Annotated in this window: 19 protein-coding genes; all 19 read left to right on the plus strand. The window is 57.6% G+C overall.

The features are described from left to right. Positions 1-7: 7 nt before the first annotated feature. The 19 genes from PH7735_RS08245 to PH7735_RS08335 all read left to right on the plus strand — a co-directional run bounded on the left by PH7735_RS08245 (position 8) and on the right by PH7735_RS08335 (position 13211). Positions 8-241, plus strand: a complete 234-nt coding sequence (locus tag PH7735_RS08245; RefSeq protein ID WP_028091986.1) for an acyl carrier protein — start codon at positions 8-10, stop codon at positions 239-241. A 357-nt stretch (positions 242-598) separates the two neighbouring features. Beyond that, positions 599-1858 carry a beta-ketoacyl-ACP synthase II gene (gene fabF / locus PH7735_RS08250; RefSeq protein ID WP_058310775.1) on the plus strand — a complete coding sequence of 420 codons (1260 nt, stop codon included), beginning with the start codon at positions 599-601 and terminating at the stop codon, positions 1856-1858. After that, positions 1858-3015 carry an endolytic transglycosylase MltG gene (mltG, locus tag PH7735_RS08255; RefSeq protein ID WP_058310776.1) on the plus strand — a complete coding sequence of 386 codons (1158 nt, stop codon included), beginning with the start codon at positions 1858-1860 and terminating at the stop codon, positions 3013-3015. Before fabF ends, mltG begins: the two co-directional genes overlap by 1 nt. A gap of 202 nt (positions 3016-3217) precedes the next feature. Beyond that, positions 3218-3559, plus strand: coding sequence for a hypothetical protein (locus tag PH7735_RS08260; protein WP_058310777.1), 342 nt, complete (start codon positions 3218-3220; stop codon positions 3557-3559). After that, the gene (locus PH7735_RS08265) at positions 3474-4838 is read left to right on the plus strand and encodes a DNA-packaging protein (protein ID WP_082645159.1); all 1365 of its coding nucleotides are present in this window, start codon (positions 3474-3476) and stop codon (positions 4836-4838) included. Before PH7735_RS08260 ends, PH7735_RS08265 begins: the two co-directional genes overlap by 86 nt. Before the next feature lie 111 nt (positions 4839-4949). After that, positions 4950-6131 (plus strand): phage portal protein, encoded by a 1182-nt coding sequence (locus PH7735_RS08270; RefSeq protein ID WP_058310778.1) that lies wholly within the window; start codon positions 4950-4952, stop codon positions 6129-6131. After that, a complete protein-coding gene (locus tag PH7735_RS08275; RefSeq protein ID WP_058311207.1) occupies positions 6124-6351 on the plus strand; it encodes a GTA head formation protein, RCAP_rcc01685 family in 228 nt (75 codons plus the stop codon). The genes PH7735_RS08270 and PH7735_RS08275 overlap by 8 nt, the downstream gene beginning before the upstream one ends. A gap of 27 nt (positions 6352-6378) precedes the next feature. Continuing rightward, positions 6379-6933: an HK97 family phage prohead protease gene (locus tag PH7735_RS08280; protein ID WP_058310779.1), complete on the plus strand. Its 555-nt coding sequence runs from the start codon at positions 6379-6381 to the stop codon at positions 6931-6933. A 33-nt stretch (positions 6934-6966) separates the two neighbouring features. Beyond that, on the plus strand, positions 6967-8148 hold the full coding sequence (locus PH7735_RS08285) for a phage major capsid protein (RefSeq protein WP_058310780.1): 1182 nt from the start codon (positions 6967-6969) through the stop codon (positions 8146-8148). A 148-nt stretch (positions 8149-8296) separates the two neighbouring features. Further along, on the plus strand, positions 8297-8890 hold the full coding sequence (locus PH7735_RS08290) for a head-tail connector protein (protein ID WP_058310781.1): 594 nt from the start codon (positions 8297-8299) through the stop codon (positions 8888-8890). Further along, on the plus strand, positions 8887-9225 hold the full coding sequence (locus PH7735_RS08295) for a head-tail adaptor protein (RefSeq protein WP_058310782.1): 339 nt from the start codon (positions 8887-8889) through the stop codon (positions 9223-9225). Before PH7735_RS08290 ends, PH7735_RS08295 begins: the two co-directional genes overlap by 4 nt. After that, complete coding sequence (locus tag PH7735_RS08300) at positions 9222-9632, plus strand: DUF3168 domain-containing protein (RefSeq protein ID WP_058310783.1); 411 nt, start codon at positions 9222-9224, stop codon at positions 9630-9632. The genes PH7735_RS08295 and PH7735_RS08300 overlap by 4 nt, the downstream gene beginning before the upstream one ends. Before the next feature lie 18 nt (positions 9633-9650). Beyond that, on the plus strand, positions 9651-10064 hold the full coding sequence (locus PH7735_RS08305; RefSeq protein WP_058310784.1) for a phage major tail protein, TP901-1 family: 414 nt from the start codon (positions 9651-9653) through the stop codon (positions 10062-10064). A 2-nt stretch (positions 10065-10066) separates the two neighbouring features. Then, positions 10067-10390 (plus strand): gene transfer agent family protein, encoded by a 324-nt coding sequence (locus PH7735_RS08310; RefSeq protein WP_058310785.1) that lies wholly within the window; start codon positions 10067-10069, stop codon positions 10388-10390. A 2-nt stretch (positions 10391-10392) separates the two neighbouring features. Then, entirely contained in the window at positions 10393-10596 is a 204-nt protein-coding gene (locus PH7735_RS08315) for a rcc01693 family protein (protein WP_058310786.1), read from the plus strand. Next, entirely contained in the window at positions 10583-11245 is a 663-nt protein-coding gene (locus PH7735_RS08320; RefSeq protein WP_058310787.1) for an RcGTA-type gene transfer agent tail tape measure protein, read from the plus strand. The genes PH7735_RS08315 and PH7735_RS08320 overlap by 14 nt, the downstream gene beginning before the upstream one ends. Before the next feature lie 15 nt (positions 11246-11260). Further along, on the plus strand, positions 11261-11893 hold the full coding sequence (locus PH7735_RS08325; protein ID WP_058310788.1) for a DUF2460 domain-containing protein: 633 nt from the start codon (positions 11261-11263) through the stop codon (positions 11891-11893). After that, complete coding sequence (locus PH7735_RS08330; RefSeq protein ID WP_058310789.1) at positions 11893-12780, plus strand: phage/gene transfer agent baseplate hub protein; 888 nt, start codon at positions 11893-11895, stop codon at positions 12778-12780. The genes PH7735_RS08325 and PH7735_RS08330 overlap by 1 nt, the downstream gene beginning before the upstream one ends. After that, the gene (locus tag PH7735_RS08335; RefSeq protein ID WP_058310790.1) at positions 12777-13211 is read left to right on the plus strand and encodes a C40 family peptidase; all 435 of its coding nucleotides are present in this window, start codon (positions 12777-12779) and stop codon (positions 13209-13211) included. Before PH7735_RS08330 ends, PH7735_RS08335 begins: the two co-directional genes overlap by 4 nt. Position 13212: the final 1 nt, after the last annotated feature.

Below are 13212 nucleotides of genomic sequence, written 5' to 3' on the forward strand. Positions count from 1 at the left end.
AATTGACATGAGCGACGTCGCAGACCGCGTGAAAAAGATCGTTGTAGAGCACCTGGGTGTTGAAGAAGATAAAGTAACTGAAAACGCTTCGTTCATCGATGATCTGGGCGCAGACAGCCTTGACACCGTGGAACTGGTTATGGCTTTCGAAGAAGAGTTCGGCATCGAAATTCCGGACGACGCGGCAGAAACAATTCAGACTTTTGGCGACGCAGTGAAATTCATCACTGAAGCTTCCTAAGTTAGACGCCCTTTGCAGGGCATCGGAAAACCCCTGCCATCCGGCGGGGGTTTTTCTTTTTTCGATGGTGTGCGGTGCGTTGAGCGACCCGGACATGAGAGAAAATCTGCCGAAATCGGATATGCATCCTGCGGAATGTTTCCGGTAAACATGGCAGAAGCCCGCGGATAAAGCGGGTTAGACTTGCCCATCAGGGGCAAGGCACGGTAATAGCGTGCAAGAACAAAGGCGGTTTGCGAAAAACTTGGTACAAAAGTTTGCCGTAGACTGCTTGGAACCAATAGATGTTATGGGCGTTTCGTGCGCGGGTTGTTAGTCAACTTTGTCGCGAAGCGCTTTTGAGGAAAGGGCAGCTATATGCGTCGTGTCGTAGTCACAGGACTTGGACTGGTAACCCCACTGGCATGTGGTGTTGAAGAGAGCTGGTCGCGTATTTTGGATGGCAAATCGGGCGCAGGTCCGATCACCCGCTTCAATGCGGAACGGGTCGCAACAAAATATGCCTGCGAAGTACCTTATGGTGATGGATCGGACGGGACCTTTAACCCTGACGACTGGATGGCCCCGAAAGAGCGTCGCAAGGTCGATGATTTCATTCTGTATGGCGTCGCTGCGGCAACGCAAGCGGTACAGGATTCTGGCTGGATGCCCGAAGACAAGGAAGATCGTGAACGCACCGGCGTTATGATCGGATCCGGCATTGGTGGCCTGCAATCGATTGAGCAGACAACACTGTTGATGGCTGATAAAGGCCCGCGTCGTGTGTCGCCTTTCTTTATTCCCGGTGCACTGATCAACCTGATCTCGGGTCAGGTCAGCATCAAATACGGCTTTAAGGGCCCGAACCACTCGGTTGTGACCGCCTGTTCAACCGGCGCACACGCCATTGGTGATGCGTCGCGACTGATTATGCATGGTGACGCCGACGTGATGGTTGCCGGTGGTGCAGAAGCAGCGATTTGCGAGATCGGTATTGCCGGTTTCAACGCTTGTAAAGCGTTGTCGACCAGCCGCACGGAAGATCCGGCATCTGCCAGCCGCCCTTATGACGCCGATCGTGACGGGTTCGTCATGGGCGAGGGCGCAGGGATTGTGGTTCTGGAAGAATATGAGCACGCCAAAGCGCGCGGTGCGAAAATCTATGCAGAAGTTCTCGGCTATGGTCTGTCGGGTGATGCATACCACATCACGGCCCCGGCGGACGATGGCGAGGGCGGTGAGCGGTCCATGCGCGCTGCCTTGAAGAACGCGGGCCTCGAGCCGAAAGACGTCGACTATATCAACGCACACGGCACCTCGACCATGGCAGACGTGATCGAATTGGGCGCGGTTGAGCGCATGATGGGCGAGGATGCAGGTACAGTGACCATGTCGTCGACCAAATCGATGACCGGCCACCTGTTGGGCGCGGCTGGCGCGATTGAGGCGATTTTCTCGGTTCTGGCCCTGCGCGATCAGGTTGCACCACCCACAATCAATCTGGACAACCCTGCTGTTGATACGGCGGTTGATCTGGCCCCGAACAAGAAAGTTGAGCGCGAGATCAATGTTGCGCTGTCAAACTCGTTCGGATTTGGGGGCACCAACGCATCGGTGATCTTCGGAAAGGCTGACTGATGGCGCGCCATATCGCCTCGAACGCGATAACGCTGCTGATCGTGGTTGTGTTTCTCTTTGGGGGGCTGATCCTCTGGGGCAAGAACGAATACTACGCTGAGGGGCCCTTGGACGGCGCGATCTGTTTGCAGGTCGAGCGCGGCTCTAACATGAGAGCCGTGTCGCAAGACCTTGAGAAACAAGATGCAATTTCGAATGGTCTGATCTTCCGTATCGGCGTCGACTATGACGAAAAGGCTGACAAGCTGAAGGCGGGAAGCTTTTTGGTGCCTGCGGCGGCCTCGATGGAGGATATCGCAGACATCGTGACGCGTGGCGGGGCAAGCACCTGTGGAACAGAGATCGTATATCGCATTGGCGTAACCCGTCAGGGCGTTCAGGTGCGCGAGCTTGATCCGGCGCAAAACCGTTTTGTCGAAATCGCGGCGTTCAATCCGGTTGAGGATGAAGTGCCGCCCGTGTTTGTTGAAAAGCGGGACGCGGCCGATACGCGGTATCGGATTTCTGTCGCGGAAGGTGTGACCAGCTGGCAGGTTGTTGATGCGTTGAACAAAATTGATCTGCTGGAAGGTGAGGTCGAGGTGCCTGCCGAGGGTGCTCTTGCGCCTGACAGCTATGAAGTGCGCAAGGGCGATACGCGGGCGTCGGTGATCACGCGGATGCAAGAAGCGCAGTCGATTCTGGTCGCCGCAGCGTGGGAAAGCCGGTCAGAAGACACGCCATTGAAATCGCCGGAAGAGTTGTTGATTCTGGCGTCGATCATCGAAAAAGAGACTGGTGTTCCAGAAGAGCGTCGCCAAGTGGCAAGTGTTTTTGAAAACCGCTTGAACCGTGGTATGAAACTGCAAACGGACCCGACCGTGATTTATGGTGTCACCAAGGGGCAGGGTGTGCTTGGCCGTGGTTTGCGCCAGAGCGAATTGCGTCGTGAGACACCATGGAACACCTATGTGATCTTTGGTTTGCCGCCGACACCGATTGCCAATCCGGGCCGTGCGAGCCTTGAAGCGGCCGCCAATCCTGATCAGACAGAGTATATCTTCTTTGTGGCTGACGGGACGGGGGGGCACGCCTTTGCGGCGACGCTGGCCGAGCACAATCGGAACGTTGTGAAATGGCGCGAGATCGAAAAGCAGCGTAAGGAACAAAACCAGTAAGCTGTTGAAAGTCAAATTAGAAAAGGCGCGGAAGGGGAAACCTTTCCGCGCCTTTTTCGTTTGCAAACGCGGCACCGTCACGGTGCCCTAAGACCACGTCAGCCTGTTGGCACTAGAGTGATCTGTGCTGGATGGGCGTGGACGGTGGGTCACGTCCACTTGTGCGGAGGGGAACACCACGCATGAGAGGCAACGAGCATACATGGACACATTCAAACCGCCAACAGGCGAGGCGCCGCTGGATGGAGAGATCGAGCAACTGCGTCATCTGCTGTCTGACCTGAGATTTATTCTGGATGGCGCCAGAATGCGCATGAAACAGGAAGACACCCTGGCACCGGGAGAGCTGGGCAAGGCGCTGACCGAATTGCGGCATACCCTGCGTTCGGCCATTGATACGGAGAAGATTTTTGAAAAACGTCGAAAGGAAATGGACGGGATCGTCCACACCTACAAACTTGACCTCGACGAAGCCCGAACTTCGATCGGGCGCCGTCTGGCTAGCTTGCGCGCCGCAAGCAGTGAGGGACGGGTTTCTGAATGAACTCAATGAGGGAGAGCTTCTGGCTCTCCCGTATTTGTTCGAATTCTGGGCCTTTGATCATCAGTTGCCGCCAGAGGGGCATTGGAAGTCCTGGGTCATTCTTGGCGGGCGGGGTGCCGGGAAAACACGGGCTGGTGCGGAATGGGTGCGCAGTATGGTTGAAGGTGCAGGCCCCATGGATCACGGGCGCGCCAGACGGGTTGCGTTGATCGGGGAAACCATTGAGCAAGTGCGCGAAGTCATGGTCTTTGGCGATAGCGGCATTTTGGCCTGTTCGCCGCCGGACCGTACGCCGGTTTGGGAAGCCACGCGCAAACGGCTTGTTTGGCCCAACGGGGCCATTGCGCAGGTGTTTTCGGCACATGAACCCGAGAGCCTGCGTGGACCACAGTTTGATGCCGCGTGGGTTGATGAGCTGGCCAAATGGAAGAAGGCGCAAGAGACCTGGGATATGTTGCAATTCGGGCTGCGGTTGGGATCGCATCCACAGGTCTGTGTGACAACCACACCGCGCAATGTCGGCGTTCTGAAGGACCTGTTGGAGCAGGAGTCAACGGTTGTCACACATGCCGCAACAGAGGTGAACAAAGCCTTTCTGGCCGATAGTTTCCTTGAGGAAGTGCGGGCGCGATATGCGGGCACGCGGTTGGGCCGGCAAGAGTTGGATGGCGTCCTGCTGGATGAGGTTGAAGGCGCATTGTGGACACTGGCTGGGCTGGAGAAGTCCCGCGTCAAGAAAGCCCCTGACATGGATCGGATTGTGGTTGCAGTCGACCCGCCCGTCACAGGGCATGCAGGATCCGATGATTGCGGCATCATTGTTGCGGGTGTGGTGATGAACGGGCCGGTGCAGGATTGGCGGGCCTATGTTCTGGATGATGTGTCGTTACGCGCGGCGAGCCCTGCAAATTGGGCGCGTGTTGCGATAGCAGCCATGGAAACCTGGGGCGCGGACAAGCTTGTGGCGGAGGTCAATCAGGGTGGTGACCTTGTCGCCGAAGTGATCCGGCAGGTGGACCCGTTGGTCCCCTACAAGGCTGTAAGGGCGTCCCGCGGCAAGGTCGCGCGCGCCGAACCTGTGGCGGCCCTCTATGAGCAGGGAAAAGTGCACCATGTGGGTGCCTTTGACACGCTTGAGGATCAGATGAGCCAGATGGCGATGGACGGTTATTGGGGCAAAAACAGCCCTGACCGTGTCGATGCGTTGGTCTGGGCCTTGCATGAGCTGATTATCGAACCGTCGGCCAAATGGCGCCGTCCGAAAATGCGCAGCCTTTGAAATCTGCACCGTACGGTGGTCACGGACCAAATTAACAAAGTTGTGGGAAAACTGATCTTGTCCAAGGCGTTAGAGCCCGCAACGGACAGGGCAAAAGCAGGAGCGACACATATGGTATTCGACTTTCTACGCAGGCAGACAACTGAGGCTCCGGAACACAAAGCCAGCGCAACCGGACCAGTGGTCGCCTATCACAGTGCCGGTCGCGTGGCCTGGAGCCCGCGTGATACGGTGTCTCTGACCCGCACAGGGTTCAGCGGTAATCCGGTGGGGTACCGGTCGGTGAAATTGATCGCGGAAAGTGCGGCGGCTTTGCCTTTGGTTTTGCAGGATGGTCAGACGCGGTTTGAAGAGCATCCGTTGCTGGGGCTGTTGACGTCGCCCAATCTGGCGCAGGGGCGGGCCGAACTGTTTGAAACCCTGTTCGGACAGCTGTTGTTGTCAGGTGACGGATATCTCGAGGCCGTGGGGGACGACGACGCCGTGCCGCTTGAGTTGCACGTGTTGCGATCGGACCGGATGAATGTTGTTCCGGGCACGGATGGTTGGCCTGTGGCCTATGAATACAAGGTCGGGGCCAGGGCGCACCGGTTTGATGCCACGCAAAGCAACACGATTTGCCACGTGCGCAATTTCCACCCTCAGGATGACCACTACGGGTTTTCCCCGTTGCAGGCGGCGGCCATGGCGGTGGACGTTCATAATGCGGCATCGCGGTGGTCGAAGGCGCTGCTGGACAACGCGGCCCGCCCGTCTGGGGCGATTGTTTACAAAGGAATGGATGGGTCAGGCAGCCTGAGCACGGATCAGTATGACCGGTTGGTGTCTGAAATGGAAAGCCACCATCAGGGGGCGCGCAACGCCGGGCGGCCGATGTTGCTGGAAGGGGGACTCGACTGGAAACCGATGGGGTTCTCTCCGTCTGACATGGAGTTCCAGAAAACAAAGGAATCTGCCGCGCGCGAGATCGCTTTGGCCTTTGGGGTGCCGCCGATGTTGTTGGGTATCCAGGGGGATGCGACCTATGCCAATTATCAGGAAGCCAATCGGGCCTTTTATCGGCTGACGGTATTGCCCCTTGCGACGCGCGTTGCGGCAACGGTGGGCACGTGGCTGTCGCGGTTCACGGGGGAAACACTGGTTTTGAAACCCGATCTGGATCAGGTTCCGGCGCTTGCTGCGGAACGCGATGCCCAGTGGTCGCGGGTTCAGGGCGCGGATTTCCTGAGCAAAGCGGAAAAGCGCCGTCTTTTGGGGCTGCCGGCCGAGGCGGATGGGACATCGGATGGCTGAGCAAAAATACGGGTTCGAAGCCTTTGATTGTGCACCCGCCTTGCGATTGGAAGCACATGAACGGGTCGCGAAATTACAGTTCGACGGGCTGAACCGGCGTCTGGACAAGATTGAAGAGCTGATTGAGCGGCTGGAGAAGCGGCTTTGGTTGACGGTGTATGGCGTGGTGGGCGTGATCCTCGCGCAGGCGTTTCAATCGCTGCTGACGGCGACCCCCTAGCGGGCAGGATGATGGAAAGGGTGAGAGATGACAGAGAAAAGCAATCTTGAACACAAGTTCGCGCAGTTCGGGGACGAGCTGCAGGTGCAGGACGGCCATGTCATCGAAGGATATGCGAGCCTGTTTGATGCCAAGGATCAAGGCGGCGATATCGTTCAGAAGGGGGCTTATGCGGCCTCGTTGCAGCGCCTGATTGCGTCGGGGCGCGCTGTTAAGATGCTGTGGCAGCATGATCCGGCACAGCCCATCGGGGTTTGGGACGAGGTGCGCGAAGATCAGCACGGTCTTTGGGTCAAGGGACGGCTTTTGACCGAGATCGAGAAAGGGCGCGAGGCTGCTGCCCTGGTGGGTGCAGGTGCGATTGACGGATTGTCGATTGGATACCGCACCCTGCGCGCGAGCAAAGATGAAAAGGGCTGTAGGCTCTTGCAGGAACTGGAGCTTTGGGAAGTGTCACTGGTGACGTTTCCGATGTTGCCCAGTGCGCGGGTGTCCGCCAAGGGAGAAACCCTTGCGGTGGATGTGTTGCGCGAATTGGCGGCGGCCTTTGAGGGCGCCCGTCAGGAGATGAAACGCCCCTGAGGCGTTTGCATTAACCAAATCGAGGAAGAACCGATGGGTAAGACCGAGACCAAGTCTCGGACCGGAGAAGGTGTGTCTCCGGTTTCCGAGGTGAAGTCTGCTGTGACGGGTTTCATGAGCGACTTCAAAGACTTCAAAGATGACATTCACCAACGACTTCACAAACAGGAAGAACGACTGACCATGCTTGATCGTAAATCGCAAACTTTTGCACGTCCCGCACTGGCTGTGGAAACGGATTTCGAAGCCCCCCACAAGAAGGCGTTTAATGCCTATCTGCGCTCGGGCGAAGATGATGGCCTGCGAGGTCTTGAATTTGATGCCAAGTCGATGTCGACGGCAGTCAATAGCGACGGTGGATACCTTGTGGATCCGCAGACCAGCGACACGGTGAAGTCGGTGTTGAACACTACGGCATCAATCCGCGCCATTGCCAATGTGGTGAACGTAGAGGCGACGTCATACGATGTGCTGATTGACTCAACCGACGTTGGCGCAGGCTGGGCAGATGAAACCAGCGCCAGTTCGGAAACCGGAACGCCGACCATCGAACGGATCACAATTCCGCTGCATGAGCTTTCGGCGCTGCCCAAGGCGTCGCAGCGTCTGTTGGATGACAGTGCGTTCGACATTGAAGGCTGGTTGGCAGGGCGCATTGCCGACAAGTTCGCACGCGCCGAAGCCGCGGCCTTTGTGACGGGGGACGGCATTGATAAACCTACCGGATTTCTGACCCATCCGGATGTTGCGGATGCATCGTGGTCCTGGGGGCAGATCGGATATGTGGCAACCGGCGTAGACGGGGCGTTTGCCGGCGGCGATGCATTGATTGATCTGGTTTATGCGCTTGGTGCCGAATACCGCGCCAATGCAAGCTTTGTCATGAATTCCAAGACGGCAGGCGCCGTGCGCAAGCTCAAGGACAATGACGGGCGTTTCCTGTGGTCTGACGGGCTGGCGGCTGGTGAACCGGCACGTCTTCTGGGGTATCCGGTGCTGATTGCCGAAGACATGCCCGACATTGCGTCCGGCGCCAATGCCATTGCCTTTGGTGATTTTGCTTCGGGGTATACCGTTGCCGAACGCCCCGATCTGCGCGTGTTGCGCGATCCGTTCTCGGCCAAACCGCATGTTCTGTTTTATGCGACCAAGCGCATCGGGGGCGATGTCAGCGATTTTGCAGCCATCAAAGTTTTGAAGTTCTCGGTCGTTTAAGTGGCCGGGAAAGGTCAGGGCGGCCTGTGTCGCCCTGATTGACGGGCGCGTGTTCGCTTTTGCGTTGTCTGGCAATCCCCTCCGTTCGAGCGACGTATGGGACACGCGTCCAACCCTTCGGAGCAGCCGAAATATTCGGAGTAATTCCATGATGTTAGTCGAAGAAACCTCGGTGCCGTCGGCGGCCCTTCCGGTTGAAGAATTCAAGGCCCATTTGCGGTTAGGCAGCGGGTTTTCAGATGAAAGCCTTCAGGACAGTGTTCTTGAAAGCTTTTTGCGGGCGGCGATGGCCGCCATCGAGGCCCGCACAGGTAAGGTGTTGTTGGAACGGTCCTTTTCCTGGACGCTTGTGGCATGGCGCAATTCTTGTGCGCAGCCTTTGCCCACGGCGCCGGTGAATGCGATTGAATCGGTCTCTCTTGAGGATCGTCTTGGAGAGCAGGTCGTTGTCGCGTCAAGTGCGTATCGCCTGTTTCCGGACCTGCAATCGCCCGAACTGCGCCCGGTTGGAAACGCCTTGCCCACAATTCCGAATGACGGTCGTGTCGTGGTCGGGTTTCTGGCGGGCTATGGTCCCGAGTGGTCCGACCTTCCGGCAGATTTGCAGCAGGCGGTGCTGTTGTTGGCGGCGCATTATTACGAATACCGCGATGAAACAGCGTTGAGCGGAGGATGCATGCCCTTTGGTGTGACCTCTTTGATTGCGCGGTATCGTCCGGTGCGATTGGGGGCAGGCAGATGAAGGATGTGCATCTGTCGCGAAAGTTGGAACTGGAGGGCGCGCAACGTGTGTCTGACGGGGCTGGCGGGTTCGAGGAAACCTGGATCACGTTGGGCACACTGTGGGCTGATATGCGCGCCCGAACGGGACGCACGCGGGATGGTGGCGAGCTGTCGCTGTCGTCGACGGGATATCGGGTCATTGTGCGCGCCGCCCCCGTTGGTGCGCCGTCGCGCCCCGTCGCAGGGATGCGGTTTCGCGAAGGACACCGCGCGTTTGTCATCAATGCCGTGTCGGACCGTGATCCCAAGGGACGATACCTGACCTGTTTTGCAACCGAAGAGGTCGTACAATGAGCTATGCACTTTCTGAAGCCCTTCAATCGGCAATCTTTCAGCATTTACAATCGGATGTAGAGCTTTCCGCATCTTTGAACGGAGCGATTTACGACGCTGTTCCGCAAGGGGACGTACCCGCAACATATGTGATGTTAGGGGCCGAGACCGTGCGCGACCGGTCGGACATGTCCCAAAGCGGTGCAGAACATCTGCTCACGTTTTCGGTGCTGTCCTCAGAGGTAGGTTTCGCCGGGGCGAAATCAATCGCGGGACGCATCAGTGACATTTTGCAAGAGGCGGATTTGTCGTTGAGCCGAGGTCGTCTTGTCTTTCTGAAATTTGATCGTGCCACGGCACGTCGGGAAGGCAGCGCCAACACACGTCGTATCGATCTCAAATTCCGCGCGCGTGTGGAAGACAATTAATCAATCGGAGAAGAAGCTATGGGTGCCCAAAACGGCAAGGATCTTTTGATCAAAGTGGACCTGACCGGCGACGGTCAATTTGAAACCGTGGCAGGACTGCGTGCAACGCGGATCAGCTTTAACGCGGAAAGCGTGGATGTCACCAGTCTGGAGAGCCAGGGAGGTTGGCGCGAACTGCTGGCAGGGGCAGGTGTCAAAGCCGCCGCAATTTCCGGATCGGGTATTTTCAAGGATGAAAACACCGATGAGCGCACTCGTCAGATCTTTTTTGACGGCGAGATGCCAGACTTTCAGGTGATCATTCCCGATTTTGGCACAATCGAAGGTCCGTTTCAGGTGACGTCGATCGAATATGCCGGAAGCCATAACGGCGAGGCAACGTATGAGCTGTCATTGGCCTCTGCCGGGGCGCTGACATTTGTGGCGCTGTGACGATGGCGAACCCTTTTGCTGGCGAAGTGGCGCTTGTGATTGATGGGCAGCGTCACGTGCTGAAACTCACGCTTGGGGCTTTGGCGGAACTTGAGGGCGATCTGGGAAGCAGATCTCTTGTCGATCTGGTTGAGCGGTTCGAGGGCGGCGCCTTTTCAACGCGAGATGTGCTTGCGTTGATTGTGGCGGGTCTTCGCGGGGGCGGCTGGCAGGGGGATGCGTCCACCTTGCTGGCCGCAGAGATCGCCGGCGGTCCTATCCACGCCGCCAAAGTTTCGGCGCAACTGCTCGCTCGGGCGTTTGCAACGCCGGAGGGGGCCGTGTGACGATGTTCAACTGGCCAGAACTTTTGCGTGTCGGGCTTCAGGGGCTGCGACTGAAACCGGAAGAGTTCTGGGCGCTGACCCCATTTGAGCTACGGATCATGCTGGGTGAAAGCGGTGTGTCCCGAACGCTGAACCGGACCGGGCTCGAGGCTCTGCTTGAAGCCTATCCCGATAAACAAAAAGGATCCGAAGATGAGCGACACTGACGTTTTAGCGGATTTCGAGGCGCAGGTTGATGCGCTTGAGATATCTCTTGGTCAAACGGCAACCGTTGCCGCCAGTTTCGATACGGAATTGCGCAGCATGCGGCAGGCTTTGTCAGACACGGGCAAGGATGTGAAAACACTGGAGCGCGGTCTGAGCAAAGGGCTTCGTCGGGCGTTTGATGATGTGGTTTTCGACGGTGCCAAGTTGTCGGATGCGCTGAGTGACATGGCGCGGTCGATGATGAACACCGCCTATAACGCAGCGATGAAGCCGGTCACCGATCAAATTAGCGGCACCATTGCCAGCGGCATCGGGACGTTGATGCAGGGCATTCTGCCATTTCAAAACGGCGGCAGCTTTTCGCAAGGGCGGGTGATGCCCTTTGCCAATGGCGGCGTTGTGTCGGGACCTGTGAGTTTTCCGATGCGCGGCGGCATGGGTCTTATGGGGGAAGCTGGGCCAGAAGCGATCATGCCTCTGACACGGGGCGCAGATGGCAAGTTGGGTGTGCGGGCCGCAGGCGGCGCGGCGCCGGTCAATGTGGTGATGAATATCCAAACCCCTGATGCAGACAGTTTTCGACGCAGCCAGGGACAAATGGCGGCACAGATGGGGCGTGTTCTTGGGCGCGGTCAACGCAATCGGTAAGAGGGGATAAGGCAGATGGGATTTCATGAGGTCCGGTTTCCGGCAAATCTGAGTTTTGGGTCCATCGGGGGACCAGAGCGGCGCACGGATGTTGTGACGCTGGCCAACGGTTTTGAGGAACGAAACACACCATGGGCACATTCGCGTCGGCGCTATGATGCAGGGATCGGGGTTCGGTCGCTGGATGACATCGAAACGCTGATCGCCTTTTTCGAAGCCCGCCGCGGTCAGTTGTTTGCCTTTCGGTGGAAGGACTGGTCGGATTTCAAGTCGAGCAAAGCCAGCGGAGACGTGGATTACCGGGATCAGGTGATTGCCGTTGCAGACGGGGTTCAAACCGAATTCCAACTGCTCAAAACCTATAAGTCCGGCGCGCAAACCTATCAAAGACCGGTTTTCAAACCTGTTGAAGGAACCGTGCGCGTGGGTGTTGCGGGGGATGTGCTGCAAGAAGCGGAACATTTTGTCGTGGATACGAGCACGGGTCTTTTGACGTTTGAAGAGCCGCCGACACGGGATCTCGAAATTACAGCCGGGTTTGAGTTCGATGTGCCGGTGCGATTTGACACCGACATGATCCAGACCAGTGTCGCCAGTTTTCAGGCTGGCGATGTGCCCAACGTCCCAGTTGTGGAGGTCCGCGTGTGATGACGTTTCATGATGATCTTTTGCAACATCTCAAAACGGGTCTGACAACCGTGGCGCGGTGCTGGGGCATTCGTCGCACGGATGGTCAGGCGTTTGGATTTACCGATCATGATTGTGATCTGGTATTTGACGATATCACGTTTCGCGCCGACACCGGTGTCACGGCCGCTTCACTGGAGCAGACAACGGGGCTGTCGGTCGACAACACCGAGGCGCTTGGGGCTTTGAGTGATGCAAGTCTGACCGAGAGCGATATCGAGGCCGGACGTTTTGACGGGGCCGAGGTGATCTGCTGGCTTGTTAACTGGGCGGATGTGGCCCAGCGCAGTATTTTGTTTCGCGGATCCATTGGCGAGTTGCGCCGTTCCGGCGGGGCCTTCCATGCCGAATTGCGCGGTCTGACAGAGGTTCTCAATCAACCTCTGGGGCGTGTTTTCCAGAAAACTTGTTCCGCAGACGATAATAGCAGTTGCTGTCAGGGGCTAAGCGACGCTGCGGGTTATTTCGACATTCGAGACATCGAGGTGATCGAGGACAACCGCGAGTTCAAATGGGAGAACATGACAGAATACGATGCCGGTTGGTTTCAGCGCGGTCGCCTGACGGTTTTGTCGGGGGAGGCGATTGGATTGGCCGGAGCCATAAAACGGGACGTGTTCGATGGGGCACGTCGCATCATCGAGTTGTGGGAGCCGATCCGAGCCCCGATTGGGTCCGGTGTGCGGGTTCGGCTGGATGCGGGGTCCGATCATCGTTTCGAAACCAGCCGCCTCAAGTTCAACAACGCGGTCGGGTTTCGCGGATTTCCGGACATTCCCGGTGATGACTGGTTCACCACCTATCCGTCAAGCAGTGCCATTAACGATGGCGGGAGCTTGAGAGAATGAACGAGGTCGTGACGCTGGCGCGGCGCTGGATTGGCACACCTTATGTTCATCAGGCGGCCTGTATAGGGGCGGGCTGCGATTGTTTGGGGCTGATCCGCGGTATCTGGAGCGAATTGCTCGGCCACGAACCCGAGCATGTTCCGGCTTATAGCATGGATTGGTCCGAACCTCAGGGGGATGAACGCCTTTGGCGGGCGGCGCGCCGGTGGCTGATCCCATCCCCGCTTCAAGAAGAGCTGGCTGGACAGGTCTTGTTGTTTCGTATGCGTGATCGGGCCGTCGCGAAACACCTTGGGATCGCGGCAGACATAGGGGCAAACGCCAGTTTCATCCACGCCTATTCCGGACATGCGGTCACAGAAAGTCCGCTCAGCACGGCGTGGCGTCGCCGGATCGTGGCGCGGTTCAAGTTTCCTTTGGAGGTAAAGTAAT

The organism is Shimia thalassica, assembly GCF_001458215.1.
Classification (GTDB): Bacteria; Pseudomonadota; Alphaproteobacteria; order Rhodobacterales; family Rhodobacteraceae; genus Shimia; species Shimia thalassica.

What these genes read in the sequence shown, in the direction of transcription:
- PH7735_RS08245 (WP_028091986.1), top strand. Translation starts at nt 8, where the DNA reads ATGAGCGACGTCGCAGACCGCGTGAAAAAGATCGTTGTAGAGCACCTG.
- fabF (WP_058310775.1), top strand. Translation starts at nt 599, where the DNA reads ATGCGTCGTGTCGTAGTCACAGGACTTGGACTGGTAACCCCACTGGCA.
- mltG (WP_058310776.1), top strand. Translation starts at nt 1,858, where the DNA reads ATGGCGCGCCATATCGCCTCGAACGCGATAACGCTGCTGATCGTGGTT.
- PH7735_RS08260 (WP_058310777.1), top strand. Translation starts at nt 3,218, where the DNA reads ATGGACACATTCAAACCGCCAACAGGCGAGGCGCCGCTGGATGGAGAG.
- PH7735_RS08270 (WP_058310778.1), top strand. Translation starts at nt 4,950, where the DNA reads ATGGTATTCGACTTTCTACGCAGGCAGACAACTGAGGCTCCGGAACAC.
- PH7735_RS08275 (WP_058311207.1), top strand. Translation starts at nt 6,124, where the DNA reads ATGGCTGAGCAAAAATACGGGTTCGAAGCCTTTGATTGTGCACCCGCC.
- PH7735_RS08280 (WP_058310779.1), top strand. Translation starts at nt 6,379, where the DNA reads ATGACAGAGAAAAGCAATCTTGAACACAAGTTCGCGCAGTTCGGGGAC.
- PH7735_RS08285 (WP_058310780.1), top strand. Translation starts at nt 6,967, where the DNA reads ATGGGTAAGACCGAGACCAAGTCTCGGACCGGAGAAGGTGTGTCTCCG.
- PH7735_RS08290 (WP_058310781.1), top strand. Translation starts at nt 8,297, where the DNA reads ATGATGTTAGTCGAAGAAACCTCGGTGCCGTCGGCGGCCCTTCCGGTT.
- PH7735_RS08295 (WP_058310782.1), top strand. Translation starts at nt 8,887, where the DNA reads ATGAAGGATGTGCATCTGTCGCGAAAGTTGGAACTGGAGGGCGCGCAA.
- PH7735_RS08300 (WP_058310783.1), top strand. Translation starts at nt 9,222, where the DNA reads ATGAGCTATGCACTTTCTGAAGCCCTTCAATCGGCAATCTTTCAGCAT.
- PH7735_RS08305 (WP_058310784.1), top strand. Translation starts at nt 9,651, where the DNA reads ATGGGTGCCCAAAACGGCAAGGATCTTTTGATCAAAGTGGACCTGACC.
- PH7735_RS08310 (WP_058310785.1), top strand. Translation starts at nt 10,067, where the DNA reads ATGGCGAACCCTTTTGCTGGCGAAGTGGCGCTTGTGATTGATGGGCAG.
- PH7735_RS08315 (WP_058310786.1), top strand. Translation starts at nt 10,393, where the DNA reads ATGTTCAACTGGCCAGAACTTTTGCGTGTCGGGCTTCAGGGGCTGCGA.
- PH7735_RS08320 (WP_058310787.1), top strand. Translation starts at nt 10,583, where the DNA reads ATGAGCGACACTGACGTTTTAGCGGATTTCGAGGCGCAGGTTGATGCG.
- PH7735_RS08325 (WP_058310788.1), top strand. Translation starts at nt 11,261, where the DNA reads ATGGGATTTCATGAGGTCCGGTTTCCGGCAAATCTGAGTTTTGGGTCC.
- PH7735_RS08330 (WP_058310789.1), top strand. Translation starts at nt 11,893, where the DNA reads ATGACGTTTCATGATGATCTTTTGCAACATCTCAAAACGGGTCTGACA.
- PH7735_RS08335 (WP_058310790.1), top strand. Translation starts at nt 12,777, where the DNA reads ATGAACGAGGTCGTGACGCTGGCGCGGCGCTGGATTGGCACACCTTAT.